19 protein-coding genes are annotated in these 26,112 nt (G+C 71.7%); 18 read left to right on the top strand and 1 reads right to left on the bottom strand.

Annotated elements, in window-relative coordinates; genetic code table 11:
• The first annotated feature begins 77 nt into the window (after positions 1–77).
• The 18 genes from ACUP6Y_RS18105 (at position 78) to ACUP6Y_RS18020 (ending at position 25,494) form a co-directional block, all read left to right on the top strand.
• Positions 78–7,001, top strand: a complete 6,924-nt coding sequence (locus ACUP6Y_RS18105; protein WP_462552232.1) for a DUF5979 domain-containing protein — start codon at positions 78–80, stop codon at positions 6,999–7,001.
• A gap of 64 nt (positions 7,002–7,065) precedes the next feature.
• Positions 7,066–9,027, top strand: coding sequence for a response regulator (locus ACUP6Y_RS18100; protein ID WP_462552230.1), 1,962 nt, complete (start codon positions 7,066–7,068; stop codon positions 9,025–9,027).
• Positions 9,028–9,123: 96 nt separating this feature from the next.
• Entirely contained in the window at positions 9,124–10,860 is a 1,737-nt protein-coding gene (locus ACUP6Y_RS18095; protein ID WP_462552229.1) for an Ig-like domain repeat protein, read from the top strand.
• A 99-nt stretch (positions 10,861–10,959) separates the two neighbouring features.
• On the top strand, positions 10,960–12,681 hold the full coding sequence (locus ACUP6Y_RS18090; protein WP_462552228.1) for an Ig-like domain repeat protein: 1,722 nt from the start codon (positions 10,960–10,962) through the stop codon (positions 12,679–12,681).
• A gap of 11 nt (positions 12,682–12,692) precedes the next feature.
• Entirely contained in the window at positions 12,693–13,361 is a 669-nt protein-coding gene (locus ACUP6Y_RS18085) for a FadR/GntR family transcriptional regulator (protein WP_462552227.1), read from the top strand.
• A gap of 66 nt (positions 13,362–13,427) precedes the next feature.
• Positions 13,428–14,567, top strand: a complete 1,140-nt coding sequence (locus tag ACUP6Y_RS18080; RefSeq protein WP_462552226.1) for an isochorismate synthase — start codon at positions 13,428–13,430, stop codon at positions 14,565–14,567.
• Positions 14,568–14,775: 208 nt separating this feature from the next.
• Positions 14,776–15,828 (top strand): TerC family protein, encoded by a 1,053-nt coding sequence (locus tag ACUP6Y_RS18075; protein ID WP_462552225.1) that lies wholly within the window; start codon positions 14,776–14,778, stop codon positions 15,826–15,828.
• A 39-nt stretch (positions 15,829–15,867) separates the two neighbouring features.
• Positions 15,868–18,282: an ATP-binding cassette domain-containing protein gene (locus ACUP6Y_RS18070; RefSeq protein ID WP_462552224.1), complete on the top strand. Its 2,415-nt coding sequence runs from the start codon at positions 15,868–15,870 to the stop codon at positions 18,280–18,282.
• Between the two features lie 266 nt (positions 18,283–18,548).
• Positions 18,549–19,628, top strand: coding sequence for an LLM class flavin-dependent oxidoreductase (locus tag ACUP6Y_RS18065; protein WP_462552223.1), 1,080 nt, complete (start codon positions 18,549–18,551; stop codon positions 19,626–19,628).
• Between the two features lie 166 nt (positions 19,629–19,794).
• The gene (gene infA / locus ACUP6Y_RS18060; RefSeq protein ID WP_028656368.1) at positions 19,795–20,016 is read left to right on the top strand and encodes a translation initiation factor IF-1; all 222 of its coding nucleotides are present in this window, start codon (positions 19,795–19,797) and stop codon (positions 20,014–20,016) included.
• A 42-nt stretch (positions 20,017–20,058) separates the two neighbouring features.
• The gene (rpmJ, locus tag ACUP6Y_RS18055; RefSeq protein WP_028656369.1) at positions 20,059–20,172 is read left to right on the top strand and encodes a 50S ribosomal protein L36; all 114 of its coding nucleotides are present in this window, start codon (positions 20,059–20,061) and stop codon (positions 20,170–20,172) included.
• Positions 20,173–20,357: 185 nt separating this feature from the next.
• Positions 20,358–20,732, top strand: coding sequence for a 30S ribosomal protein S13 (gene rpsM / locus ACUP6Y_RS18050; protein WP_036547929.1), 375 nt, complete (start codon positions 20,358–20,360; stop codon positions 20,730–20,732).
• Positions 20,733–20,787: 55 nt separating this feature from the next.
• Positions 20,788–21,189: a 30S ribosomal protein S11 gene (gene rpsK, locus ACUP6Y_RS18045; protein WP_038681087.1), complete on the top strand. Its 402-nt coding sequence runs from the start codon at positions 20,788–20,790 to the stop codon at positions 21,187–21,189.
• Positions 21,190–21,220: 31 nt separating this feature from the next.
• Positions 21,221–21,829 carry a 30S ribosomal protein S4 gene (rpsD, locus tag ACUP6Y_RS18040; RefSeq protein ID WP_462552220.1) on the top strand — a complete coding sequence of 203 codons (609 nt, stop codon included), beginning with the start codon at positions 21,221–21,223 and terminating at the stop codon, positions 21,827–21,829.
• 137 nt (positions 21,830–21,966) lie between these two features.
• Positions 21,967–22,989, top strand: a complete 1,023-nt coding sequence (locus ACUP6Y_RS18035) for a DNA-directed RNA polymerase subunit alpha (protein WP_462552218.1) — start codon at positions 21,967–21,969, stop codon at positions 22,987–22,989.
• A gap of 149 nt (positions 22,990–23,138) precedes the next feature.
• Positions 23,139–23,747: a 50S ribosomal protein L17 gene (rplQ, locus tag ACUP6Y_RS18030; RefSeq protein ID WP_462552216.1), complete on the top strand. Its 609-nt coding sequence runs from the start codon at positions 23,139–23,141 to the stop codon at positions 23,745–23,747.
• Positions 23,748–23,868: 121 nt separating this feature from the next.
• Entirely contained in the window at positions 23,869–24,864 is a 996-nt protein-coding gene (locus ACUP6Y_RS18025; RefSeq protein WP_462552215.1) for a 4-hydroxy-3-methylbut-2-enyl diphosphate reductase, read from the top strand.
• A gap of 12 nt (positions 24,865–24,876) precedes the next feature.
• Entirely contained in the window at positions 24,877–25,494 is a 618-nt protein-coding gene (locus ACUP6Y_RS18020; RefSeq protein WP_462552214.1) for an L-threonylcarbamoyladenylate synthase, read from the top strand.
• A 98-nt stretch (positions 25,495–25,592) separates the two neighbouring features.
• On the opposite strand, the gene ACUP6Y_RS18015 is transcribed toward ACUP6Y_RS18020, so the two are convergent.
• Positions 25,593–26,021 carry a DUF6542 domain-containing protein gene (locus ACUP6Y_RS18015; protein ID WP_462552213.1) on the bottom strand — a complete coding sequence of 143 codons (429 nt, stop codon included), beginning with the start codon at positions 26,019–26,021 and terminating at the stop codon, positions 25,593–25,595.
• Positions 26,022–26,112: the final 91 nt, after the last annotated feature.

Genomic DNA, 26,112 nt, shown 5'->3' with positions numbered 1-26,112 from the left:
TCCCGGTTCCGGCACGAACCGCCGCTCGCGCTCCCTAGTGTCCTCCGTGGAGAGGGAGTGTGAGAACGGTGGCTGGAGTGCGTCCGAAGCAGGATGGGATCCGTCGTCGCTGGGCCGGAGCGGCCTTGGCGATGCTGGTGGGGATGATCGGGCTGGTGGCGGTGGTGCCGCCGTCGGCGGGTGCCCCCGACTCGCTGCAGATCGACAAGACGGTCGACCAGGCCGAGCCGAAGCCGGGGCAGACGTTCACGTACCTGATCCAGGTGCGCTGCTCCGAGGACGACTGCCTGGACGCCCAGGTGGTCGACGAGCTGCCCGACGAGCTGGTCGGCTTCCCGATCCAGAACGTGTCGTTCAGCCCGAACGCCGCCACGGTGCCGCGGACGGTGACCTGGCAGCCGGGTGGCGGGTCGACGCCGCCGGCGACGGTCGTGGCCGGCACGTCCCTGAGCGTGGACCTGGACCAGGCGACCGTCCAGCCGGTGGGCACCGGTCTGCGGGCCGGTACGACCTACACGATCTCGATCTCGCTCAAGGTCCCCGACGACTACCCGCCGGGTCGTAGCCCCGACATCGTCAACACCGCCCGGGTGTCGGCGAGCAACGCCACCACCAAGCAGAGCTCGGCCACGATCAATGTCGACGTGCCGATCACGATGGGCGCGAACGTCACCAAGACCTGGCATCCCGCCAGCCAGTCCTTCGAGCCGGGCGCGGCCTCGACCATCGGCGTCGGCATCCGCAACACCGGCAACGTCGCGGTCGACCGGCTCACCGTCCAGGAGCCGAAGGCCGCGCCGGACGGCGCCGCCACGCTCGACGCGAGCAACCCGTTCACGATCACCGACTTCACCGGCTTCGGCGACGTCGATCTCCCGACCGGCTGCGACACGGTCCGCGTCGACGCCTACGTCCGCACGGCGGGCACCTGGGGCTGGGCGCAGGGCAGCGAGGCGCCCGCGGGCGGCCCGCTGGCCCTGCCCGCCGGCGTGAGCAACGCCCAGGTGGGCGGCATCCGGATCACCTGCCTCGGCGAGATCGCGCCCGGCACCGAGATCCAGGCGGACCTCGGGCTCGCGCAGCGCGCCACGCACCGCAATGACGACAGCGACCTGTCGACCGCCGAGCACCGGGTCGACAACGTCGCCACCGGCAGCGCCGCCCTGAGCGGCCAGCCGACGGTGACCGACGACGCCACGGCGTCGTACGTCGTGCGCCCGGCGATCCCGGCCGTCGAGGCCAACAAGGACATCTCGCCGAGCAGCATCACCGCCGGCCAGGACGCGTCGGCCACGATCAGCGGCACCAACGGTGCCGTGCCGGTGACCTCGCTGGGCCTGCAGGACCGCAACTTCTTCACCGCGGAGGTCACCTTCGGTGGCTTCACCGCGCCGCTGACCTGGCCCGCGGCCGCCACCGAGGCGACCGTGACCTACCACCTGCTCGTGGGCGGCACCCAGACCGTGGTCGTGACGAGCGGCCAGACGCCCGCGCCGCCGTCGGGGAAGATCTCCGGCTTCGACATCGAGTGGACCGGGCCGATCCAGGCCAACGAGTCCGGTGGCGCCAGCTTCGACATCGACACCACCGAGGACGCCACCGGCGGCGTGCCCGAGGTGACGCTGACCAACCGCGTCGACGCCGACGTCCGGGCGAGCAACGGCCTCACCGACACCGACACCGACAGCGACACGCTGCGGATCGTCGACCCGGCGATCAGCACCAGCCTGACCAAGACCGTGCGGCCCTCGGCCGCCGTCGAGCCCGGCGACTCGGTGATCTCCTCGCTGCAGGCCAACGCGGTCGCGCACGGCGACGGCGCCCTGGTCCACGACATCGTGGTCGAGGACGTCGTCGGCAGCGGCAGCGCCGAGTTCTGGGACGCCTTCGACCTGGTCTCGATCGCCCCGACCCAGGTGCCCGCGGGCACCGAGCTGACCGTCGAGGTGCAAGACACCACCGGTGCCTGGCACACCCTCGTCGTGCATGGCCCGCAGGCGGCTGCCTCCGTGCTGCGCCTCGACGCCGCCGCGACGGCGGCGGCGCTCGGCGCTCTCGGGCTCGACGCCGACGACGTCCAGGGCATCCGGTTCTCGTTCCACAACGACGCCGGCTTCCCGAGCGACACCACCGTGACCCCGAACATCGAGTTCGAGGCGCGCGGCGACCTCCGCGGCGGCGGCGCGATCACGTCCGGACCGGACCGGCCCACGCCGTACGTCAACTCCGCGACGGTCGAGGCCGACGGCGAGTCCGCCGGCGGCGCCCCGCTCCACGACGAGGACGGCGACACCGGGACCGGCACCGTCGTCACCGACGACGGCGGTCCCGGCGACGGCGTCGAGATCCGCAAGACCTGGGTCGAGGCGGCCGTCGACGCGCAGTCGAGCGACCGCGCGACCACCCACCTCGACTGGAACGTCGGCGCCGGCCACACGCCCGTGGTCATCACCGACGGTGTCGACCCGGCCACCACGCCGGTCGCCGAGACGGTCTACGACGCCTTCGACCTGGTCCGGATCGAGCCGGTCGCGGCGAGCTCCACGCCGTACACCAGCGGCTGGTACCTGCGCTATGACACCGTCACCCAGGTCGCTCTGTACGACGGCAGCGGCTGGACCGTGGTGCCGGCTCCGGGCGGCTCGTGGATGGACGGCAGCCGCGGGTTCAAGGGCTACCAGCTGAGCGACCCGCAGCGCGCCTCCACGCTCGGCGTGCGGATCACGCTCGCCGAGACCGCGGCCGACACCACCGCCCGCCAGGCGGCGCAGCAGCCGGGCAACGCGTTCGACCCGTTCGCTCCGGACCCGGGGACCGGGGTCGGCGCGGGCAGCACCGACCGGCGGTTCTCGCTGGTCTGGCAGGTGCGTGACAAGACCCGCTTCGCCGGTGCCTTCGTCGTCGAGGACCGCGACTACAACACCGCCGACCAGGGCCTGGTCGAGAACGACGTCGAGATCGCGGGCACCCCGGCCACCGGCCCGGCGGTCACCGACACCGACGCCGACACCATCCAGATCCTCGACCCGGACCCGGGCGTCGCGGTGACCAAGGCGGTCACGCCCACCGCGGCGATCCACGTGCCGCCGGTCGGCACCGCTCCGGGCGACTACCCGACGGCCACCTGGACGCTGAGCGGGCACAACGGCTCGACCGCGCGGGCGTCGTACGTCCGGCTCACGGACCCGGCTGCCTGCACCGACACCACGCTGCCGGCCTGCCAGAGCGCCGCCGACGCGACCGGGGCGCGGGCGAACCCGTTCGACCTCGGCGCCGACCACCTCGGCGACGCATCGCGCCCGAACCCGTTCGAGCGCTTCGACCTGACCGGCGTGACCATCGCGGCCAGCCGCCCCGGGCAGGTCGACCTCGCGGCGAGCGTCGTGTGGCTGCTGCGGTACGACCCGGGCACCCACGTCTACACCGCCGAGCAGACCACGGCCGCGGCCGTCAACGCCGGTGTCTCCAGTCCGGGCACGGTCGTCGGGATCAGTGTGACCTTCCAGCCGACCAGCCCGGCGACCTCGGGCGGCACGATCACCCAGGACAACGACCTGACGATCACCCTGCAGACCCGGCTGCGGCCGACGCTGCGGAGCACGGGCGCCGACCAGGTGCTGCGTGCCGGTGACACGCTCGACGTGGTCAACCGGGTCTTCGCCCAGTCCTACGACCCGGTCACCAGCCCGGGCGTGGCCACCGGCGACGTCGCCGACGCGAAGGCCGTGCTGACCGGAGGCATCGTCAACATCACGCCGACCAAGTCGGTGGACCCGACCCTGATCAACCAGCCGAACCCGGACGTACCGGTCACGGTCACGCTGGGCGCCGACCAGGGCAGCAGCCCGCGCAGCACGCTCTCGCCGCAGCGCGTGATCATCGAGGACCAGGCCAAGTCGCCCGACTTCTGGAACACCTTCCGGTTCACCGGCCTCGGCGCGCTGACGCTGCCCGCCGGCGCGGACCGGGTCCAGGTCGACCTCTACGACGGCACGCAGTGGATCGACGGGTCGCCGTCGCCCTCCGGCTCGGTGGTCTTGCCGGCGGTCGCGGACGCCGACGTCCAGGGCATCCGGTTCACCTTCACCCGTGCCGACGGCAAGCTGCTCTCCGCCACCGTGCCGGCGCCGAACTGGTCGGCCACCGCGAAGTTCACCGTGCAGCTGCGCGACACCTACCGCGACTCGGGCGACCCGGTGGAGTTCACCGGAACCGTGCCGAACACGCAGACGTCGTGGACGACGCGGCCCGACGGCAACGACTCGCAGCACAAGGACAAGACCGCACAGGTCGAGCTCTCGCCCGGCACCCGTGAGATCGCGGTCCACAAGCTGACCAACGACGGCAACCGCCTCGCGTCGGTCGGCGACAGCGTCCCGTTCGACCTCACCGTCAAGAACACCGGCACCGGGTTCCTGACGCTGACCGAGCTGCGCGACGTGCTGCCGCCGGAGCTGCTCTACACCGGCTCGCCGGTTCCGGAGTTCACCGCCGATCCGGCCGGCACCCTGTCGGACCAGGTGACGGTGACGCCCGAGTCGGGCGGCTCCGTGCTCCTGTTCACCTGGCCCGCCGACGGCGCGCAGATGCGTCCCGGCGAGGTGTTCCGGATCCGGCTGTACCTCGAGCTGCAGCCCGGCCTCGGGACCGGCCAGACCGCGACCAACACGATGACGGTGCGCACCGAGGAGACCCTGGCGGCGTGCCGCAACACCGAGCCGGGGGGCCCGCTCACCGGTGACTGGGCACAGGATGCGCACACCTGCGGTACGTCCGACTACGTCGGCACGATCGCCGGGCCCAACCTCTACACGGTCAAGGGCGTGCGCGGCTCGCTCGCCGGCGCCAGCCAGCCGGGCAACCCGGCCGCAGTGTGCGCGCCGAGCCTGGCCGCGACCGGCGGGTCCTACTACCGCTCGCCCTGTGTCGCCAACAGTGAGGTCGACGGCACCGACGACTGGGTGCTCCACAGCGTCAACGCCGGCACCGTGAACGTCGACGAGATGACCGTCTTCGACCAGCTCCCGGTCCGCGACGACCGGCAGCTGGTGTCGGGCGGGCAGCGCGGCTCGGCGTACCGACCCCAGCTGGTGGCCGGCTCGCTGCAGGTCTCCGCTCCCGCGGGCACGACGCAGATCGTCGAGGTCACGACCAGCCCCGGTGCCTGCGTCGGCACCTGGACCGATCTCGCGACCCAGCCCGTCTGCGAGCAGAACGGCGAGAGCTGGTCGGTCGCCGACGCCGGCACCGACTGGTCGAAGGTGACCGGCATCCGCATCCACCTCGACTTCCGGTCGACGACCGCGGGCTCGCTGCGCGCCGGCCAGGCGGTCGACGTGAACTTCTCGACGCTCAACGTGCTCGCCTCCGACGACGACCCGAGCGGCGTGGAGCGGGACGTGCCGGCGCAGGACCTGGTGGCGTGGAACCAGCACGGCATCAAGTTCAAGTACAGCGGGGAGAACGTCTTCAAGAAGATCGCGCCGAACCGGGTCGGCGTCCACCTGCGGACTGGATCGGTCGAGATCGCCAAGCAGGTGACCGGGCCGGCGGCCGGCTATGCGCCGAGCACCTTCCGGGTCGACGTGACCTGCGAGGCCGGCGGGGTCGCGCTCGACCTCGGCGCCGGCGCGGTGGTCGAGCTGCGTGAGGCCGACCAGCTGACCGCGCGTATCGACGGCATCCCGATCAGCGCCCACGGCAGCTCCTGCACCTTCACCGAGCAGGGCCCGGTCGGCACGTTCGGGGAGACCTCGCGCGCGGGCACGCCGGTGACGATCCCCGTCACCGACGTCGCGGGCACCGCCACGATCACCAACGACTACCAGTTCACCGGTCTGTCGGTGACCAAGCGGGTGCAGACCCAGGCGACCGGCACGACGTTCGGGCCGTTCACCTTCACCCTGAGCTGCACGTCGATCACCGGCGAGGACGTCACCTTCGACGGCTCCGGCACGACCGAGCTGGAGTTCACGCTGCGTGACGGCGAGACCTTCACCGCCCCGGCCGACACCATCCCGGTGGGCGCGGACTGCGTGGTCACCGAGACCGACCGGTACTTCGCCGACCAGATCGTCGTGACCGGCGACAACCTGGTCGACCACGCAGACGGCTCCGCGACGGTCACGCCCGGCACCGAGCCGGCCGAGGTCGAGATCACCAACGCCTACGACGCGGGCACGGTCACCGTGGAGAAGAAGGTCGACGGCGACGGCGCCGCGCGCTGGGGCACCGGCAGCTTCACCTTCCAGGTGCGCTGCACCTACCGGGGCCAGACGCCGTACGACGAGACGATCCGGCTCGCGGCCGGGGAGTCGCGGACCGTGGGGCCGTTCGCGATCGGCACGTCGTGCGCGGTCAGCGAGACCGGCGCCGGCGGCGCGACCTCGACGGCGCTCGCGCCGGCCGACGGCACGGTCGTGGTCCCGGCGCCGGACCAGCAGGGCGGTCTGAGCCACGTGGCGGTGACGGCGACCAACACCTTCCGCCTCACCTCGCTCGAGGTGATCAAGAAGATCGTCGGCGACACCACGGCCGGGGCCAAGGGCCCGTTCCGGGTCGCGCTGTCCTGCACCTGGGTCGTGGACGGCCAGCGGGTCGCCTTCGAGGTGCCCGGCGGCGCCGAGCGGGTCCTCTCGCGCGGCAACGGCTACCGGGCGTCGTACCAGGAGCTGCCGTCGAGCGCGGCCTGCACCCTGACCGAGACCAAGGACGGCGGGGCGTCGTCGACCACGATGACGGCCAGCGTCGCGGGTCAGTCGACCAGGTCGAAGAAGGCGACGATCGCCGTCGACCTCACGCCGACGACGGGTCCGGGCCAGGCGTCGGTGCGGGTGGTCAACGACTTCGACGCCGTGTCCGGCAACGAGGTCGCCAACGGGGGAGGCCTGCCGAACGCCGGGGCGCCGTACCGACCGTGGCACCTGGCTCTCGGCCTGCTGCTGGTGCTCGTGGGTGCCGCCCTGGCCGTGGGAGGGCGCAGGCGCCGTATCCGGGCCTGAGCGCCGCCGTCCAGGGTCCGGCCTGACCTCCCCCGAGCGGGGGAGGTTAGGCTACCCTTAAATCGTGTCGGTGGCGTCCGTGGTGATCGTGGACGACCACGCCGTGTTCGCCGAGGCGCTGTCGTCGGTGCTCGCCACGCGCGCCGAGTTCGGCGCGGTCCACGTGGCGAGCACGGTGGAGGACGGCCTGGCCGTGATCTCCGCGGTGCAGCCCGGGCTCGCCGTGCTGGACGTCCGGATCGGCTCGCAGGACGGTCTCGAGCTGCTGGCGCAGCTGGCCGGCACCTCGCCGACCACCGCCGCGCTCGTGCTGACCGGCCACCTGCGCCCCGACGTCGTGCGCCGCGCGGCCGAGCACGCCGCGGTGGTGCTGCCCAAGGGCGTCGGTCTCGACGAGGTGCTGGACGCGCTGCTGTCCCTGGTGGGACGACGGAGTCCGGCGGGAGATGCCGCGCTGCCGGCGCCCGGGGCAGTGGAGGCGGCGGGGCTGTCCACCCGGGAGGCGCAGGTGCTCCAGCTCCTGGCGGAGGGTGCCGACGTCCACCAGGCGGCGCGACGTCTCGGCCTGAGTCAGCACACGGTGCGCGACCACGTGAAGAGCGCCCGCGCCAAGCTGGGCGTCCAGTCCCAGCTCGGTGCCGTGATGCGGGCGATGCGGGCGATGCGAGATCGAGTTCCCGCACCGATGAGCGGGTCGGGGCCGGTGCGATGGCGCACCTCCGCGATCAGGCAGCACCTGCTGGGTCTGGCGAGCGTCCTGCTCGTGGTCGGGCTGCTCGTCCTGTGGCAGACCAGCACGCACGCGACCCAGCAGGCCGACCGTCAGGCGGCCGAGCTGGTCCGGTCGACCGCGTTGACCCTGGCGCTGTCGCTGACGGGCGAGGACATCGCGGGGGAGACCTCCTGGCAGACCCGGTTCGGTGACGCCGTGACGCCGCTGATCGAGGACGGCGAGATCGTGACGGCGCACGTGTGGCGCCGGCACGACGACGCCCTCGGCGAGTTCGTCTGGTCCAGCGACCCCCGGCGGATCGGTGACCTCGCGCCGCTCGGCGGCGTCGCGACGGCACTCGACACCGGGCAGGCGCTCACCGAGCGACTGCGAGACGGGCACGAGTCCGAGGGGCCGGCGCTGCCCAACCTGTACGAGGTCTATCTCCCGTTCCGGGACCGGACCGGGGCGTCGTACGTCCTGGAGATCTACAAGCCGGTGCGCGAGTACGACGAGATCCGGGCACGCCTGCTGCGCGACTGGCTCCCCATCGCGCTGCTCGGGATCGTCGCGGTGGGTGCCGTGACGCTGCCGCTCAGCCTGCGACTGGCGCGCGCGATCGCCCTCGCGGAGCGCGACCGGATGGAGTTCGCCGACCGGGCGCTGCGGGCCCGCGCCGACGAGCACCGCCGGATCGCGGAGGTCCTGCACGAGCGGACCGTCCAGGGCCTGTCCGCCGCGCGGCTGATGCTGGAGGCGGCGCGCCGCCTGCCGAGCCCACAGGAGGCGGCGCGCGCCCTGGACCGGACTGCCGAGATCTTGGCGGCCGACCTGGACGAGCTGCGCGAGCTGCTGACGACGGGAGAGGCGACGGAGTGGCAGTCGGACGACTTCGCCCAGGCCCTGTCCGGGTGGCTGGAGCGGCTGGTCGACACCGCGCCGTCCGCCCCTGTGGTCGAGCTCGACGTCGTCGCGGGCCCGGGCGGGCTGTTGTTGCAGGAGCCCGCCGCGGCGGTGACCTTCCGCATCGTCAAGGAGGCGGCCCGCAATGTCGTGAAGCATGCCGTCGCGCAACGGCTGGGGATCGTCGTCGTGGCCGACGAGGGCTGGATCCGCGCCGAGGTCACCGACGACGGGATCGGCCTGGCGCCGGGAGCCGCCGAGGGGGTCGGGCTCCGGATCGTTCGGCAGTCCGTGGCGGCGGCCGGCGGCGAGCTCGTCGTCGAGGCGCCGCCCGCGGGCGGGACGCGGCTGACGGTGCGGCTGCCCCGTCCGGGCCGAGCCGGGCTGCTCGCCTCGCGCGCCGACGCGTAGATGACCACCCCCCAGTTTTGGGGGTGCTCGTCCGTTCCCGATCAAACATCTGCTGATGCTTAGGTTTCCCTAACCAAATCTGAGCTAGGAGTAAGCATGCAGCAGAACAACGCTCCTCGGCGGTACGTCCGCCGGGTGGGTGCCGTCGCCGGAGTCGGTCTGTTCGCGTCGGCCCTGAGCGTCGTCGCGACGCCGAGTGCCATGGCAGAGCTGGACGTCACGTCGGTGAACGTCGGCGCGGCCGGCGTGGACGACGGCCTCAACGGCGTCGCCGCCGCGCCCGGTGGGGGCGTCTACAGCGTCGGTCACCAGGTCGTGAGCGGGACCAACCGCGCGGTCCTGGTCACCAAGACCAAGGCCGACGGGACCCTGGACGCGTCCTTTGGCACCGGCGGCCGGGCCGTGATCGACCTGGTCAGCAGCTTCCACGCGGTGGTGACCACGAACCCGGGCGCCAAGGAGGTCGCCAAGGGCGTCGCGGTCGACAAGCTCGGGCGGATCCTGGTGGTCGGCGACGTCGAGGGCGACCAGTCCGACGCCGCCTCGGCCGTGGACACCGATGTCTTCATCGCCCGCCTGCACCCCAACGGCGCGCTCGACCAGAGCTACGGCACCCACGGCGGCTGGAGCCGGCTCTCGCTGAGCGACGGCGTCAACCCCTCGGGCGGCGCCGCCGCCGTGGCGGACACCTCGGGCTACGACGTCTTCGTGCGCGACAACCAGCGCGCGATCCTCTCGGTCGGCATCGGCACGGACTCCCAGGGCACCCGCACCGCCCGTGACGCCGGCGCCGTCCAGGTCAAGGCGAACGGCCGGCTGGACGAGGCCTTCGGCGAGGACGGCGTCGCGAGCATCGCGACGCCGTTCAGCGACAACCTGCGTCGTGGCCTGCTCGACGACGACGGCTCGTACCTGGTCACGTCCTACGCGAGCGTCGGCGCCTCGAACCAGCCCTTCGTGCACAAGTACACCCCGGCCGGCCAGCCCGACGCGTCCTGGGGCGACGATGGCCTGGCCACCGCCTACCCGGGCGGCCTCGGCGGCTTCGCCGAGGCGTACGGCATCGCCAAGGACGCCGCGGGCAACTACATCCTCAGCGCCTACGGCTACCGCGGCGGCCGCACCGGCGACCAGGCCAGCAACGGCGTCGACGCCCTGCTGTTCAGCCTCACCCCGAGCGGCACGCTCAACACCGCGTGGGCCGATCGCGGCCTGATCGCCTACCACGTCGGCCCGGACGGCAACAACAGCGCCGATCGGCACCGCAGCCACGTGATCCTGCCCGACGGCCGCATCGTCGGCGTCGGCGCGAGCGGCGTCAGCGGCAGCGTGGACGCCCTGGTCACCGTGACCAACCCCGACGGCTCGCCCGGTGAGAGCCGGGTGGTCGACCTCGGTGGTCCCGCCGACGCGCTGTGGGGCGTCACGACCGTCGGGGACGGCTACCGGATCGTGGCGGCCGGGGCGGGCAACGGCGACGCTCACCTGGTGACCCTCGACCTCCCGCCCGCGCCGAAGAGCGCGACCCCGCAGAACCCGGCCGTCACCAAGGTGGTCGGTACCGCGAGCCTCAAGCTGCCCAAGAAGGTGACCACCGGCAAGCGCGCCAAGGTCAAGCTGACCGTCGCCGCGACCGGCGTCGCGCCGACCGGGACCGTCACCGTCTTCGTGGGCAGGTCGCAGGTAGCCACGGCCACGCTCAACGCCGCCGGCAAGGCCACGGTCAAGCTGCCGAAGCTCAAGGCCAAGAAGCACAAGATCACGGTCGTCTACTCCGGTGACGCCAAGGTCGACGGCACCACGGCGACCACGAAGGTCAAGGTCGTCCGCTAGGTCGTGTCGCCCCGCCCGGCCTGCTCGGTCACCGACCCGGCAGGCCGGGCTGGAGCCCGTCCTCCCCCGATCCACTCCCGACAGCCCAGGACCACGACCATGAGTCTTCTCACCACCCCCCGCCGCCACGCCGAGGCCCTGCTCGTCACGGCCACCGCGGCCGCCGGGCTCGCCTTCGTCACCGCGACCGCCACGCCGGCGCACGCCGATGAGCTGATCGTCACCGATCCGGTCTCCGGCGCGAGCCTCACGCTCAGCTCCGGAGAGATCGCCCCTGGCGAGCGGATCCGCATCCACGGTGAGGGATTCCTCCCGATCACCGGCACCTCCGGCGAGCCGCTCGTCGCCGTGCGGCCCTACGACTTCGACGCGGGCGGTGGGTGGACGATCGGCGGCGAGGACGCCTATGACCCCGCGGCGCACGGCAACACGACCGCCGCCGCGGAGGCCAAGCACTGGTTCGTCACCGACCACACCGACAACGGCTCGTTCGACGGCTGGATCCAGGCACCCGCCGACCTGACCACGGCCGGGCCGCTGGGCAACGGCCAGCACTGGCTGCGGGTGCTGTCCGGGGCGTTCTTCACCACGACCGGCGACCGGCTCACCGACGCCATCACCTTCCGGGCGCCCTTCGCCGTGGGCGACCTCGTGACGACCGGGCTGACCAGCCCGACCGGCATCTTCCAGGCCGGCGACCGCTTCCGCCCCGGAGCGCAGATCACCGTGCGGGGGCGCTCCTTCGAGCCCGACTCTCCAGTGACGCTCACCCTCGACGGAGCCGGTCTCGCCAGCAGCATCACCACCGACGCGGACGGCGACCTGCCCGGCACCGCCCGGATCGCCCTGCCCGGCGACGTCGCGGTCGGCCCGCACAGCCTGGTGCTGACGACGGGGGAGGTGTCGCGCACGGTGTCGATCACCGTCACGCCCGCGCCGACGGCCACCGTGCTGACGCCGTCCGTGCGGCCAGGCGGCCGGCTGGCCTACGAGCTGACCGGGTACGTCGGCGTGAGCGGTCAGCGGCAGCTGGTGGGGATCGTGGTCAGCGAGCAGGTCCTGGCTTGCGTCCAGGTCGACCAGGCGGGCCGTGCGAGCGGTGTCGTGACCCTGCCGGCCGACATCAGCACCTCCGTGGTGGTCGGCTTCAACGTGGGCCTGTCGTGCGTCCTCCCGCCGGCGGGCGTCATCAACGACCAGCCGATCTCCCGGATCGCGCCGACGGTCGCCGTCAGCGCCACCGCTCCCGAGATCGCGGTCACCGGACCGGCCGTGGCCGGCGGGCAGATCCCGGTCGCCGGCTCCGGCTTCGGGCCGGGCGCGGCGGTGACGATCACCGTCGGGGGCACCACCTCCGGCACGCTCACCGCCGACGGATCCGGCGCCGTGTCCGGCGCCGTTCCCGCGCCGGCGACGACCGGGGAGCGGATGCTGCTCGCCAGCGACGGCCCCCGGACCGCGGCCGCCTCGCTCACCGTCGTCGCGCCGCAGCCGGCACCCGCGAAGGCGTCGGCCACGATCGGCCTGAGCCTGGCCAAGAAGCGGATCGCCAAGGGCAAGAGGTCCACCGCCGCGATCACCGTGACCGGAGGGTCCGCGGTCGCCAGCGGCACCGTGACGGTTCGCCTGAACGGCAAGGTGGTCGCCACGGTCGCCCTGGACGGCGCCGGCTCCGCCACGGTCAAGCTGCGCAAGCTCAAGGTCAAGCCGGGCAAGGGCGCGAGGAAGCGCACGGTGCGGGTCGCGTACTCCGGCGACGCGAACCTCCAGCCGGCGACGGTCCGGGTGAAGGTCCGGGTCAAGGCTCCGGGACGGAAGTAGCCGGCGAGACGATGGACCGCCTGTCCGACTACCAGCGCCGGCGCTGCGCCTCCGGCTACACCACGATGCCGTGGGAGGTGCTGCGCTCGCTGCAGGAGGAGATCGCGTCCGGTCGGTGGCCGGTGGGGGCGCGGATCCCCAACGAGAGCACGCTGAGCACCGGCCTCGACGTCGGTCGGAGCACCCTGCGCGAGGCCCTCGCGACCCTGGTGCATCTCGGCGTCCTCGAGCGGCGACGCAACCACGGCAGCCATGTCCGCTCGGCCACGGTGCTGCCGGTCGCACTGGCCGACCTCAGCCCGGGCTACGGCCTCGACGACGTCGGAGGCGTGCGGCGGGCGATCGAGGCCGAGGCCTGCCGCCTGGCTGCCCGGCGGCGCACGGAGGAGGACGTGGCGCGTCTGCGCCGGGTCCATGAGGACGGCGCCGGGGCCGACCGGGGGGCAGCGGACCGGTTCCGGGCGCTGGTCTTGGAGATGGCAGGAAGCCCGCTGCTCACCGACCTGCACGCCGGGCTGACCGCGCGACTGCGCCGTGAGGGGGATGCCGGCGGCGTACCGCCGCTCGCCGCCCTCGAGGAGGAGCGGGCTCGGCAGGCGGCGATCCTGGAGGCGATCGCGCGAGGAGACGAGGGGGCCGCTCTCGTGGCGGCCACCCGGAGGCCGGGTTCGAGGCAGTGACGAGGACGGAGCCTATTGTCGTCATGTGACGCGGCAAGAGATGTTCGGCCACGGAGGAGCCTCGCGATGAGCGGACGACGGACCAGCCCGATGACCCCGGCGGCACTGGCGGCGCGGCCGCTGCTGTTCGCCTCGGGCGAGCAGGCCTATGTCGCCGACGGGGTGCTCCGCACCTGGCAGGTACACGACGGCGCCGACCCGGCCTGGGCCGACGGGGTCGTCGCCGAGCTGCGGCCGGGGGAGCGGGCGCTGTGCGCGCTGTCCTTCGCCGCGGGGGCGCCGGGGCTGGCGCACGTCGTGACCGGCGCCGAGCACGCCCTGCGACGCCCCGACACCGACACCAGCGTCGAGCGGACCTACCAGGTCACCGAGTTCCCCACGCCGGACGAGTACGCCGCGATGGTCGCCGCCGCGCTCGACAAGATCGCGCGCGGCGAGCTGCACAAGGTGGTGCTCGGTCGCTGCCTCGACGTGGTGAGCGAGCCGCCGCTGGTGCCGGCCGAGATCATCGACCGGCTGCTCACCACGCGGCCGGGTCGCTATGTGTTCAGCGTCCCGCTCGAGTCCTCGGCCGAGGGCGAGGGTCCGGTCCTGGTGGGCGCGAGTCCGGAGCTGCTGGTCAGCCGTGCGGGTGCGGTGATCTCGTGTACGCCGCTGGCCGGCTCGGTGCCCCGCGCGGCCGATCCCGCCGAGGACGCCCGCCGGGCTGCCGGCCTGCAGGCCTCGGCGAAGGATCTCGCCGAGCATGCCTTCGTGGTCGAGGCGATCGTGCATGCGCTCAAGGATGTGTGCGTCGAGATCGAGTACCCGGCGACGCCGGAGCTGCTCTCGACCGACACGGTGTGGCATCTGGCCACCCCAATCCACGCTCGGCTCGCCGACCCGCTCGACGGGCCGAGTGCGCTGCGGCTGGCTCAGCTGCTGCACCCGACCCCCGCGGTGGGTGGGGTGCCGGCGGCGGCGGCGAATGCGGTGATCGCCGATCTCGAGGGTGATCTGCGTGACTGGTTCGCCGGGTGCGTCGGCTGGGTCGACGGCTCCGGTGACGGTGAGTTCGCGGTCACGATCCGGGCGGCGGTGATGGATGGTCCGCGGCTGCGGCTGTTCGCCGGGGCCGGGATCGTGGCCGGCTCGGATCCTGCTTCCGAGGTGCGTGAGACCGGTGCCAAGCTGGCCACGATGGCCCGGGTCACCGGCCTGCCCTGACCCGACCCCTGATTGGACCCGGTTCGGCCGGGCGTGCGAGGATTCCGGGCACCAGGGGGGAGTACTCCTTCGCTGCGGGCTCGTCATCACGAGCGGTCGAAGTCGCCCGCTCCGGTCCCGTAGGCTGCCCAGCGGCGCACCAACCGTCGGCAGCGGAAGAGACCTCGGGCGATCTGTCGACGCTTACGCCCCCTGAAGGGACACCCCTATGGACGTGACCACCCTCGAATGGACGATCACCATCGCGGTGACCGTCGGAGTCCTGCTCTTCGACGTCTTCGTGATCGCGCGTGATCCGCACGAGCCGTCGATGAAGGAGTGCGCCATCGCGCTGGCCGTCTATGTCGGCGCGGCCGTGGCCTTCGGCGTCTTCATCCTGCTCCACCACGGGCACGACTTCGGCATCCAATTCTACACGGGCTGGCTGACCGAGTACTCGCTGTCGATCGACAACCTCTTCGTCTTCATCATCTTGATGTCGGCGCTCAAGGTGCCCCGCAAGTACCAGCAGGAGGCGCTGCTCGTCGGCATCGTGCTCGCGCTGGTCTTCCGCGGCATCTTCATCGCGCTCGGCTACGCGCTGATCGAGAACTTCAGCTGGATCTTCTACGCCTTCGGCGCCTTCCTCGTCTACACCGCGGTCAAGCTGGTGAAGTCCTACGGCGCCCACGAGGACGAGCACCCCGAGGACAACGCCATCGTCGCCTTCACCCGGCGCCGGATGAAGGTCGGCGAGAGCTGGCACGGCCTCAAGCTCTGGTACCACGAGAACGGCGTCCGGCTCGTCTCGCCGATGCTCATCGTGGTGATCGCGCTCGGCGTCACCGACATCCTGTTCGCGCTCGACTCGATCCCCGCGATCTTCGGCATCACCCAGGAGCCGTATCTCGTCTTCACCGCGAACGTGTTCGCGCTGATGGGTCTGCGCCAGCTCTACTTCCTGCTCGGCGGCCTGCTGCAGAAGCTGGTCTACCTCTCGCTCGGCCTGGCCTTCATCCTCGCCTTCATCGGCGTCAAGCTGGTCCTGCACGCCCTCCACGAGAACGAGCTGCCCTTCATCAACGGCGGCGAGCACGTGGCGGTGTGGGACATCCCCTCGCTGTTCAGCCTCGGCGTGATCATCGTGACCCTGGTCGTCACGGCGGTCGCGAGCCTGTGGAAGTCCTCGCGCGAGGGCAGCGACGACCACGTCCCCGACCACGCGGTCGCGCCGCGCGACCCGGCCGACGTCGACGACACCTCCGGCCCCGACTGGCGGTGACCGCCCGCCCGGCCCGCTGCTTCACCTAGGGTGTCGGTCGTGGATCGACTCCAGGTGCAGTGGGCCGGGCAGACGCGGACCTTCGACGGACCACGCGTCGTCGTCGGGCGTGAGCTGGACTGCGACGTTCCCGTCACCGACGCCAAGGCGTCGCGACACCATGCGTTCTTGCAGGTCGAGGACGGCGCCTGGGTCGCGGTCGACGCGAGCAGCAACGGCACCTTCGTCTCCGGCCAGCGGATCACCCGGCTGCCGTTGACCGGCGCGCCGGTCAGCCTGCACCTCGGCGGGCCGGCCGGTGAGCCGGTCGTCGTCAGCGTGCTGGCCTCCGTGGTGCCCCCGCCCCCGCCGCCGTCCCGGCCGATGGCCACCCCGGCCCCGGCACCCACGCCGACTCCCGCGCCGGCGGGCGAGTTCTGGAAGAACCTGCCGCCGCCGCAGGTCCCCGCGAGCGGAGGGCCGGTCGACGCGTGGCGTCCGGCCGGCGTCCTGCCTCCGGGACAGCTGCCGCACGGCCACTCCGTGGTGCTCCCGCAGCAGCTCCAGGCCGGCCGGACGCTGAGCATCGGTCGCGAGCAGGGCAACGACATCGTGCTGGCCGACCCGCTGGTGAGCCGGCGGCACGCCCGCCTCGACCCAGCGACGCCGACGTCGCCGGCGGTGCTGCACGACCTGGGCTCGTTCAACGGCACCTTCGTCGACGGCCGGCGGGTGCAGGGCGCCGTCCAGCTGCCCCTCGGGTCCGAGGTGATCTTCGGCAACCAGACCTTCCGCTGGGACGGCCACCAGCTGATCGCCTCGGCGACGGCCCACGAGTTCACGCTGTACGCCGACGGGCTGACCCAGGTGGTCGCCGGCGGCAAGCGGCTGATCGAGAACATCTCCTTCCAGCTCGAGCCGCGCAGCCTCACCGCCGTCATCGGCCCCTCCGGCGCCGGCAAGTCCACGCTGCTCGGCGCGCTCACCGGTCTCAAGCCGGCCAGCCACGGGCGGGTGATCTGGCAGGGCCACGACCTCTACCAGCACTACGACCAGCTGCGCTTCCAGATCGGCCTGGTGCCGCAGCAGGACATCCTGCACCCGCAGCTGAAGGTCCGTCAGGGCCTGCGGTTCGCGGCCCAGCTCCGGCTGCCGCCCGACACGACGGTGCAGGAGTGGGACCACCGGGTGCAGACGGTCGCGCAGCAGATGCAGCTCACCGAGCGCCTCGACAACCGGATCGGCACCCAGCTGTCCGGCGGTCAGCGCAAGCGGGTCTCGATCGCCACCGAGCTGCTCACCGCGCCGCCGCTGCTGTTCCTCGACGAGCCGACCTCCGGTCTCGACCCGGGCCTCGACCTCGAGGTGATGCGTCAGCTGCGCAGCCTCGCCGACGACGGCCGTGTGGTCATGGTCGTCACCCACTCGGTGCTCGCCCTCGACGTGTGCGACAACGTGCTCGTGCTGGCCCCGGGCGGTCGGATCGCCTACTTCGGGCCGCCCGACGGCGTCCTGGCCCACTTCGGCAAGACCAACTACCCCGAGGTCTTCGACCTGCTCGACGACGCCGACCTGTGGCAGCGGATCCCCGTGCCGCAGCACGCCGTCGACACCTCGTCGCTGCCGCAGCAGTCGTACGGCGGCGCCGTACCCGCTCCGCCGCGGCAGTCGGTCTCCCGCCAACTGGCCACCCTGGTCCAGCGCAACCTGGCCGTCGTGCTCGCCGACCGGCTGCTGCTCGGCATGCTCGTGCTGCTCCCGCTGATCCTCGGCGCGCTGAGCCGGGTGGTGCCCGGGCACGACGGCATCTCGGTCGCGGCGGCCGGCTTCCGCGGCGCGGAGGCCCAGCAGCGCCTGACCGTGCTCATCGTCGCCGCCTGCCTGATGGGCACCGCGCTGGCGATCCGCGAGCTGGTGGGGGAGCGGCCGATCTTCAAGCGGGAGTACGCCGTCGGCCTCTCGCCCGGCATCTACTTCACCAGCAAGGTCCTGGTCCTCGGCAGCGCCGCGTTCGTCCAGGGTCTGGTCGTCACCTTCCTCGCCACCGTCGGCCTGCCCGGCGCCGACGGCTCGGCCGGCACCTTCCGGGTGGCGCTCGCGATCGCCGTGCTGTCCTTGGTCATGGTCGTGATCGGCCTGGCGCTCTCGGCGCTGGTGACCAGCAGCGAGCAGACCATGCCCGCCCTCGTCGGACTGGTGATGCTCCAGCTCGTCTTGTCGGGTGCGCTCTTCGAGATCGCCGGCCGGGTGCTGCTCGAGCAGATCGCCTGGCTCTCGCCCTCGCGGTGGGGGTACGCCGCCTCCGCCTCCGCGATCCAGCTCGTCGACCGGTTCGAGGGCACCGACCGGGCGGACTGGATCGCGCAGAGCGGGGCCGGGCACTACCTGATGGACCTGGTCATGTTGGGGCTGCTCGGGGCCGCGGCGTTCGGGGCGGGACTGCTGCTGGTGCGCAGGAGCGCTGTGTCTGATTAGCGCTCGCTGCGCTCGCGCATGTCGCGCGCGCTTTGACGCGTCGCCTTCCTCCGCTGCGCTCGCTGGCGCTCGCTCCGCTTCGTCCAGGCGACGCGGCGCGAGCGACGGGGCTCGGCTGATTGTCATGCACTGGCGAGCGTGATTCTGCTGAATCCCGGCGGGGCGCCCGACATGCGAACCAAGCGAGCCCAACCGACACCGTGAGCCGCTCACGCAGCGCACCAGCCCGCACCGGTCCGCACCAGCCCCGGCCGCACCCCCGGGGAATGCCCAGCCCCCTCCCCGCCTTGCACCCGGTGATGTCTCTCTCGCTCTCCGTCCTCGACCTCGTCCCCGTCCGCAGCGACCAGGCGACCAGCGACGCTCTCGCGGCGACCCTGGACCTGGCTCGGGCCGCCGACCGGCTGGGCTACCGCCGGTACTGGGTGGCCGAGCACCACAACATGCCGGCGGTGGCGGCGACCAACCCGCCGGTGGTGATCGGCCTGGTGGCCTCGGCGACCGAGCGGATCCGGGTGGGGTCCGGGGGAGTGATGCTGCCCAACCACGCGCCGCTGGTGGTGGCCGAGCAGTTCGCGCTGCTCGAGGCGGCGTTCCCGGGGCGGATCGACCTCGGCATCGGCCGTGCGCCCGGCAGCGACCCGGTGACCAGCTGGGCGCTGCGGCACGGTGCGGGTGGAGTGAGCGACGAGGCGGTCAACCGGTTCCCCGAGTACGTCGACAACGTGTTCGCCATGATGGAGCCCGCCGGGGTGGGGCTGGCGCTGCGCGGCTCCCAGCACGTCCTCAGGGCGACGCCGGCGGCGCGGTCGGTGCCGCAGATCTGGCTGCTCGGCTCCTCGGACTACTCCGCGCGGCTGGCGGCGGCCAAGGGCATGCCGTACGTGTTCGCCCACCACTTCTCCGGCGCCGGCACCGCGGAGGCGCTCGAGCTGTACCGCTCCACCTTCCAGCCCTCGCCCGAGCTGGCGCAGCCGCGGACCTTCCTGACCGTCAACGCGTCGGTGGCCGACACGGCGGCGGAGGCGGGGCGGCTCGCGCTGCCCCAGCTGCTGCAGATGCTCGCCCTGCGCACCGGCCAGCCGCTGGTCGCGCAGCGCACGGTCGAGGACGCCGAGACGATCGTCGGGGCGGGCCTGTCCGAGGCTCACGAGGGCGTCATCGAGGCGATGCGGGCGCGCTGGGTGATCGGCGACGCCGCCGGCGCCCGCGCGGAGCTGGCCGACCTCGCGGCGTCCTACGGCGTCGACGAGGTGATGGTCAACCCCGTCGCCGGCGCCTTCCGCGACACCGATCCCCGGACCGCGCCCGCCCGGGTGCGGAGCCTGGAGCTGCTGGCGGGCTGATCCGTCGATTGGGAGTTCGTTGACGCCAGCACATAGACTGGCGTGTCGGTCCAACGTGGGTTCTGTGTGTGGTGCACGGCCCACGAGGTCCACTCGGTCGCCCCCGTGCGACCGAGAGGTTCCCGGGCCACCGGTAGACACAACATCCCCGAGCAGATTGTGAGACATGGCGAAGAAAGAAGGCGTCATCGAGATGGAGGGCTCCGTCGTGGAGGCCCTCCCGAACGCCATGTTCCGCGTCGAGCTGAGCAACGGCCACAAGGTCCTGGCTCACATCAGCGGCAAGATGCGCCAGCACTACATCCGGATCCTCCCCGAGGACCGCGTGGTGGTGGAGCTCTCGCCGTACGACCTCTCGCGCGGCCGGATCGTCTACCGCTACAAGTGAGCCACTGCTCGCCTGTTCCGCCACTAGCAAGAAAGGGCTGACATGAAGGTCAACCCGAGCGTGAAGCCGATCTGTGACAAGTGCAAGGTGATCCGTCGCCACGGCCGCGTCATGGTGATCTGCGACAACCCGCGCCACAAGCAGCGTCAGGGCTGAGCCCGGCTGGTTGTCGAGGAGGTCGCGCAGCGACCGTCTCGAGACACAACTGAACACCTCATCAACGTGATCGCTTAGCCGTCCTACGACGGCGAACCACCTCCGGTGCGGATGGCCGGAGCTGGGCACGCAAGGCCCGGACGCATCACGACCACACCACCGCAACCGTTTGAAAGGAAGCCATCATGGCTCGCCTCGTCGGAGTCGACCTGCCGCGCGACAAGCGCATCGAGGTCGCACTCACCTACATCTACGGCATCGGCCGTACCCGCGCCCAGCAGCTGCTGGAGGCCACCGGCGTCAGCCCGGACCTCCGCGTCCACGAGCTGGGTGACGAGGAGCTGGTCAAGCTCCGTGACGAGATCGAGGCGAACTTCAAGATCGAGGGTGACCTCCGTCGCGAGGTTCAGGCCGACATCCGCCGCAAGATCGAGATCGGCAGCTACCAGGGTCGCCGTCACCGCATGGGCCTTCCGGTCCGCGGCCAGCGCACCAAGACCAACGCACGTACCCGCAAGGGCCCGAAGCGCACGGTTGCCGGCAAGAAGAAGGCCAAGTGATCTGAGCCTCCGGCTCGACACTGCCTCACGACCAGCTTTCTCAAGGAGATAACCCATGCCTCCCAAGGCTCGCGCGGGCGCCAAGAAGGTGCGCCGCAAGGAGAAGAAGAACGTCGCTCAGGGCGAGGCCCACATCAAGAGCACGTTCAACAACACGATCGTCACGATCACCGACCCGACCGGTGCGGTGATCTCGTGGGCCTCTGCCGGCACCGTCGGCTTCAAGGGCTCCCGCAAGTCCACCCCGTACGCCGCGCAGATGGCCGCCGAGGCCGCGGGCCGTCGGGCGATGGAGCACGGCATGAAGAAGATCGACGTCTTCGTCAAGGGCCCGGGCTCGGGCCGCGAGACGGCGATCCGCTCGCTGGGTGCGATCGGCCTCGAGGTCGGCACCATCCAGGACGTGACCCCCGCCCCGCACAACGGCTGCCGCCCGCCGAAGCGCCGCCGCGTCTGAGCTGCGACGAGAGACTTAGAGGAGAACGACAATGGCCCGTTACACCGGACCCCTGACCAAGAAGTCGCGCCGCCTCGGCGTCGACCTCGTCGGCGGCGATGCCGCCTTCGAGAAGCGCCCCTACCCCCCGGGCCAGCACGGCCGGGCGCGGATCAAGGAGAGCGAGTACCGCAACCAGCTGCAGGAGAAGCAGAAGGCGCGCTACACCTACGGCGTGCTGGAGAAGCAGTTCCACAAGTACTACGTGGAGGCTGCCCGTCGCCAGGGCAAGACCGGCGACAACCTGGTCCAGCTGCTCGAGTGCCGCCTCGACAACGTGGTCTACCGCGCCGGCTTCGCCCGCACGCGCCGCCACGCCCGCCAGCTGGTGGCCCACGGTCACTTCCTGGTCAACGGCAAGAAGGTCGACATCCCGTCCTTCCAGGTCACCCAGTACGACATCATCGACGTGCGCGAGAAGTCGCTCGAGATGACCCCGTTCATCGTGGCTCGCGAGACCCACGGCGAGCGGATCGTGCCGGCCTGGCTCGAGGCGCTGCCGAGCCGCATGCGGATCCTGGTCCACCAGGTGCCCGTGCGCGAGCAGATCGACATGCCGATCCAGGAGCAGCTCATCGTGGAGTACTACTCCAAGAAGTGATCGCGAGCCCGTCCCGGCCCACCTCCACCCCGTGGCGGAGCCGGGGCGGGCATGCGTCATCCCGCAGTCCCTCTTCTCCATCTCCGCACCAACTCTGGGTCCTCATATAGCGGTCGGCCCGGAAAGGAACGAAACAAGTGCTCATCGCACAGCGCCCCACCCTGTCGGAGGAGAGCGTCGACCAGTTCCGGTCGCGCTTCGTCATCGAGCCGCTCGAGCCCGGCTTCGGCTACACGCTCGGCAACTCGCTGCGTCGTACCCTCCTCTCCTCGATCCCCGGTGCCTCGGTCACGAGCATCAAGATCGACGGCGTCCTCCACGAGTTCTCGACCATCGAGGGGGTCAAGGAGGACGTCACCGAGATCATCCTCAACCTCAAGGGCCTCGTCGTCTCCTCCGAGCACGACGAGCCGGTCACCATGTACCTGCGCAAGTCGGGTGCCGGTGACGTCACGGGTGCCGACATCGCGCCGCCGGCCGGCGTCGAGGTCCACAACCCCGACCTGAAGATCGCCACCCTCTCGGACAACGGCAAGCTCGAGCTCGAGCTCGTCGTGGAGCGCGGCCGCGGCTACGTCTCGGCCGTCCAGAACAAGGGCGCGGACAACGAGATCGGCCGGATCCCGGTCGACTCGATCTACAGCCCGGTCCTCAAGGTGACCTACAAGGTCGAGGCCACCCGTGTCGAGCAGCGCACCGACTTCGACAAGCTCGTCATCGACGTCGAGACCAAGCCCTCGATCCTGCCCCGCGACGCCATCGCGTCGGCCGGCAAGACGCTGGTCGAGCTCTTCGGCCTGGCCCGTGAGCTCAACGTCGAGGCCGAGGGCATCGACATCGGCCCCTCGCCCGTCGACGAGCAGCTCGCCGCCGACCTCGCCCTCCCGGTCGAGGACCTGCAGCTGACCGTCCGGTCCTACAACTGCCTCAAGCGCGAGGGCATCCACACCGTGGGTGAGCTCATCAGCCGCTCCGAGCAGGACCTGCTGGACATCCGCAACTTCGGCGCGAAGTCCATCGACGAGGTCAAGGCCAAGCTGCACGAGATGGGTCTGTCGCTCAAGGACAGCGCCCCGGGCTTCGACCCGTCGGCCGCCCTGGCCAACTACTCCGACGACGAGGACGACGACGAGTCGTTCGTCGAGGACGAGCAGTTCTGAGTTGATTGGTCCGAGCGTGTCTCCGGCGAGTGATGCGGCAGCAAGCTGCTGTTCACTCGCCTCCCGCCACGCTGCCGGACTCTGATCCGTCCCCTTCCGGACACACCTACCCCGGTACCTGACACGGCCGGGGAGAAACGAGAGAAGCAATGCCCAAGCCCAAGAAGGGCCCCCGCCTCGGCGGTGGCGCCGCGCACCAGCGCCTCATCCTGTCGAACCTGGCCACCGCGCTCTTCGAGCACGGCCGGATCACGACCACCGAGGCCAAGGCGCGCACGCTGCGTCCGTACGCCGAGAAGCTGATCACCAAGGCGAAGAAGGCCCACGCCGGCGAGAACCCGCTGCACCAGCGCCGCGAGGTCCTCAAGGTCATCCGCGACAAGGGTGTCGTCCACACCCTCTTCGCGGACATCGCGCCGACCTTCGCCGAGCGTCCGGGTGGCTACACCCGGATCACCAAGATCGGCAACCGTGCGGGCGACAACGCCCCCATGGCGGTCATCGAGCTGGTGACCGAGGCGTACGCCCCGTCCGCGCCGAAGGCCGCCCCGGCTGCCAAGGCCGCCGAGGCCGCTCCGGTCGAGGAGGCTCCGGAGGCCGAGGTCACCGAGGTCGAGGAGACCGAGGCTGTCGAGGTCGAGGCTCCCGAGGCCGAGGCCGAGGCTGAGGTCACCGAGGAGTCCGAGTCCGAGGTCGCCGAGGAGGCTGCCGAGGAGGCGCCTGCCGAGGAGTCCGCCGAGGACGCCGACAAGGCCTGACCTGCTGCTCCACCGCCGACCCGTCGCGTTCGAACGCGACGGGTCGGCGTCTTTTTTGCGTTCAGATGCGACGGGTCGGCGGATTGGGGTGGCCGGGACGGGGATCCGTAGACTGGGGGACATGACGATCGACCTGGGAACGCCGCGCCAGCTCGAGGACGCCGAGCGGGAGGTGCTGCTGGCCGACCCGCGCGGCTACTGCGCCGGCGTCGACCGGGCGGTGGTCACGGTGGAGCAGGCGCTGGACCTGTACGGCTCGCCGGTCTACGTCCGCAAGCAGATCGTCCACAACAAGCACGTCGTGTCCAACCTCGAGTCCCGCGGCGCGATCTTCGTCGAGGAGCTCGACGAGGTGCCGACCGGAGCGACCGTGGTGTTCTCCGCCCACGGCGTCTCGCCGGCGGTCCACCACCAGGCCGCCGAGCGCGCGCTGAAGACCATCGACGCGACCTGCCCGCTGGTGACCAAGGTGCATCGCGAGGCCGTGCGCTTCGCGCGCGAGGGCTACACCATCTTGCTCATCGGGCACGCCGGCCACGAGGAGGTCGAGGGCACGGCGGGCGAGGCGCCCGAGCAGACCGTGCTCGTCGAGCACCCCGACGACGTCGCCACCCTGGACTTCCCGGCCGACGCCAAGCTGGCCTGGCTGTCCCAGACCACGCTGAGCGTCGACGAGACCATGGAGACGGTGCGCCGGCTGCGGGCCAAGTTCCCGCAGCTCGAGGACCCGCCCAGCGACGACATCTGCTACGCCACCCAGAACCGCCAGGTCGCGGTCAAGGAGATCGGCGCCACCGCTGATCTGGTGATCGTGGTCGGGTCGGCCAACTCCTCCAACTCGGTCCGGCTGGTCGAGGTGGCGCTGGAGGCGGGCGCGAAGGCGTCGTATCGCATCGACGACGTCTCCGAGCTCGACGAGTCCTGGCTCGACGGCGTGCAGAGCGTCAGCGTGACGTCGGGTGCCTCGGTGCCCGACCACCTGGTCCAGGAGGTGCTGGGCTACCTCGCGGAGCGCGGGTACCCCGACGCCCGGCCGGTGCAGACCGCGGAGGAGACCCTGGCGTTCTCGCTGCCCAAGGAGCTGCACCGCGACCTCAAGGCCGCGGGTCGGGCCTGAGTCGAGACCACCATGGCCCGCTATCTCGACGTCCACCCCGACAACCCGCAGCCGCGCACGCTGCAGCAGATCGTCGCCGCGCTGCAAGACGACGCGCTGATCGCCTACCCGACCGACTCGGGCTACGCGCTCGGGTGCCGGATCGGCAACCGCGAGGGCCGCGACCGGATCCTCAAGATCCGCGGCCTCGACGACAAGCACCACTTCACCTTGATGTGCCGCGACTTCTCCCAGCTGGGCCAGCTGGTCCACGTCGACAACTCGGCGTTCCGCGCGATCCGCTCCGCGACGCCGGGGCCCTACACGTTCATCCTGCCCGCGATGCCCGAGGTGCCGAAGCGGCTGCTGCACCCGAAGAAGAAGACGGTCGGCGTGCGGATCCCCGAGCACACCTTCGTGCAGGCGCTGCTCGAGGAGCTCGGCGAGCCGCTGCTGAGCTCCACCCTGATCCTGCCCGGCGAGACCGAGCCGCGGACCATGGGCTGGGAGATCAAGGAGGACCTCGACCACGAGGTCGACATCGTCGTCGAGGCCGGTGAGGTGCGGCCGGAGCCGACCACGGTCGTGGACTGGTCCGAGGGCTTCCCCGAGGTGATCCGGCGCGGCGCGGGGGACCCGGACCGGTTCTGAGCTGTCCGGCGCGAGCGTGTCTCCGTCGTGGTGAGGGGGCAGCAACCTGTCGTCGCACGCCTCCCGCCCGCTGCCGCGCTGGGCGCACCGGCCGGGCCTCAACTCCGGCGCGGGCGGTGCGCCACGAACGAGCGGCGCAGGGCGAGCAGGCCCAGGCAGGCGGCGTAGCCGAGAGCCAGGGCGATGCCGTGGCGTGACAGCCCGGCCAGCACGGCCTGGACCAGCCCGTCGTCGGCGCGGGCGATGCTGCCGCGGTCGCTGACGCCGAGCAGCAGCACCACGAAGGCCATCGCCAGCGGCGGCAGCACACCGACCACGAAGAAGTCGGGCGGCCGTACGGCGAGCGCCGCACCCACGCACAGGGTCACGAACGCCAGGTCGAAGAACAGCCCGAGGCCGTCGGAGAGGACCAGATCGAGCACGGTGGCGGTGAGCAGCAGCGCGACGGCGAGGGAGACAACCTCCCGGCCGGGACGGCGGCCCTCCTCCCACAACGTGCGGGACCGCGGGTGCAGCGCGCTGCTCACCCCTCCACGCTAGGGCACACCCCCGACCATTTCAGGGACTGAGGCGGCGTGGCCCCGGGGTCGGAGGATGCGAAGCTCCGCCGACCTGGCG

Source organism: Nocardioides sp. S5-5, assembly GCF_054954065.1.
The sequence above is the reverse complement of the archived record's forward strand: the minus strand, read 5'-3'. Positions and strand labels throughout refer to the sequence as shown.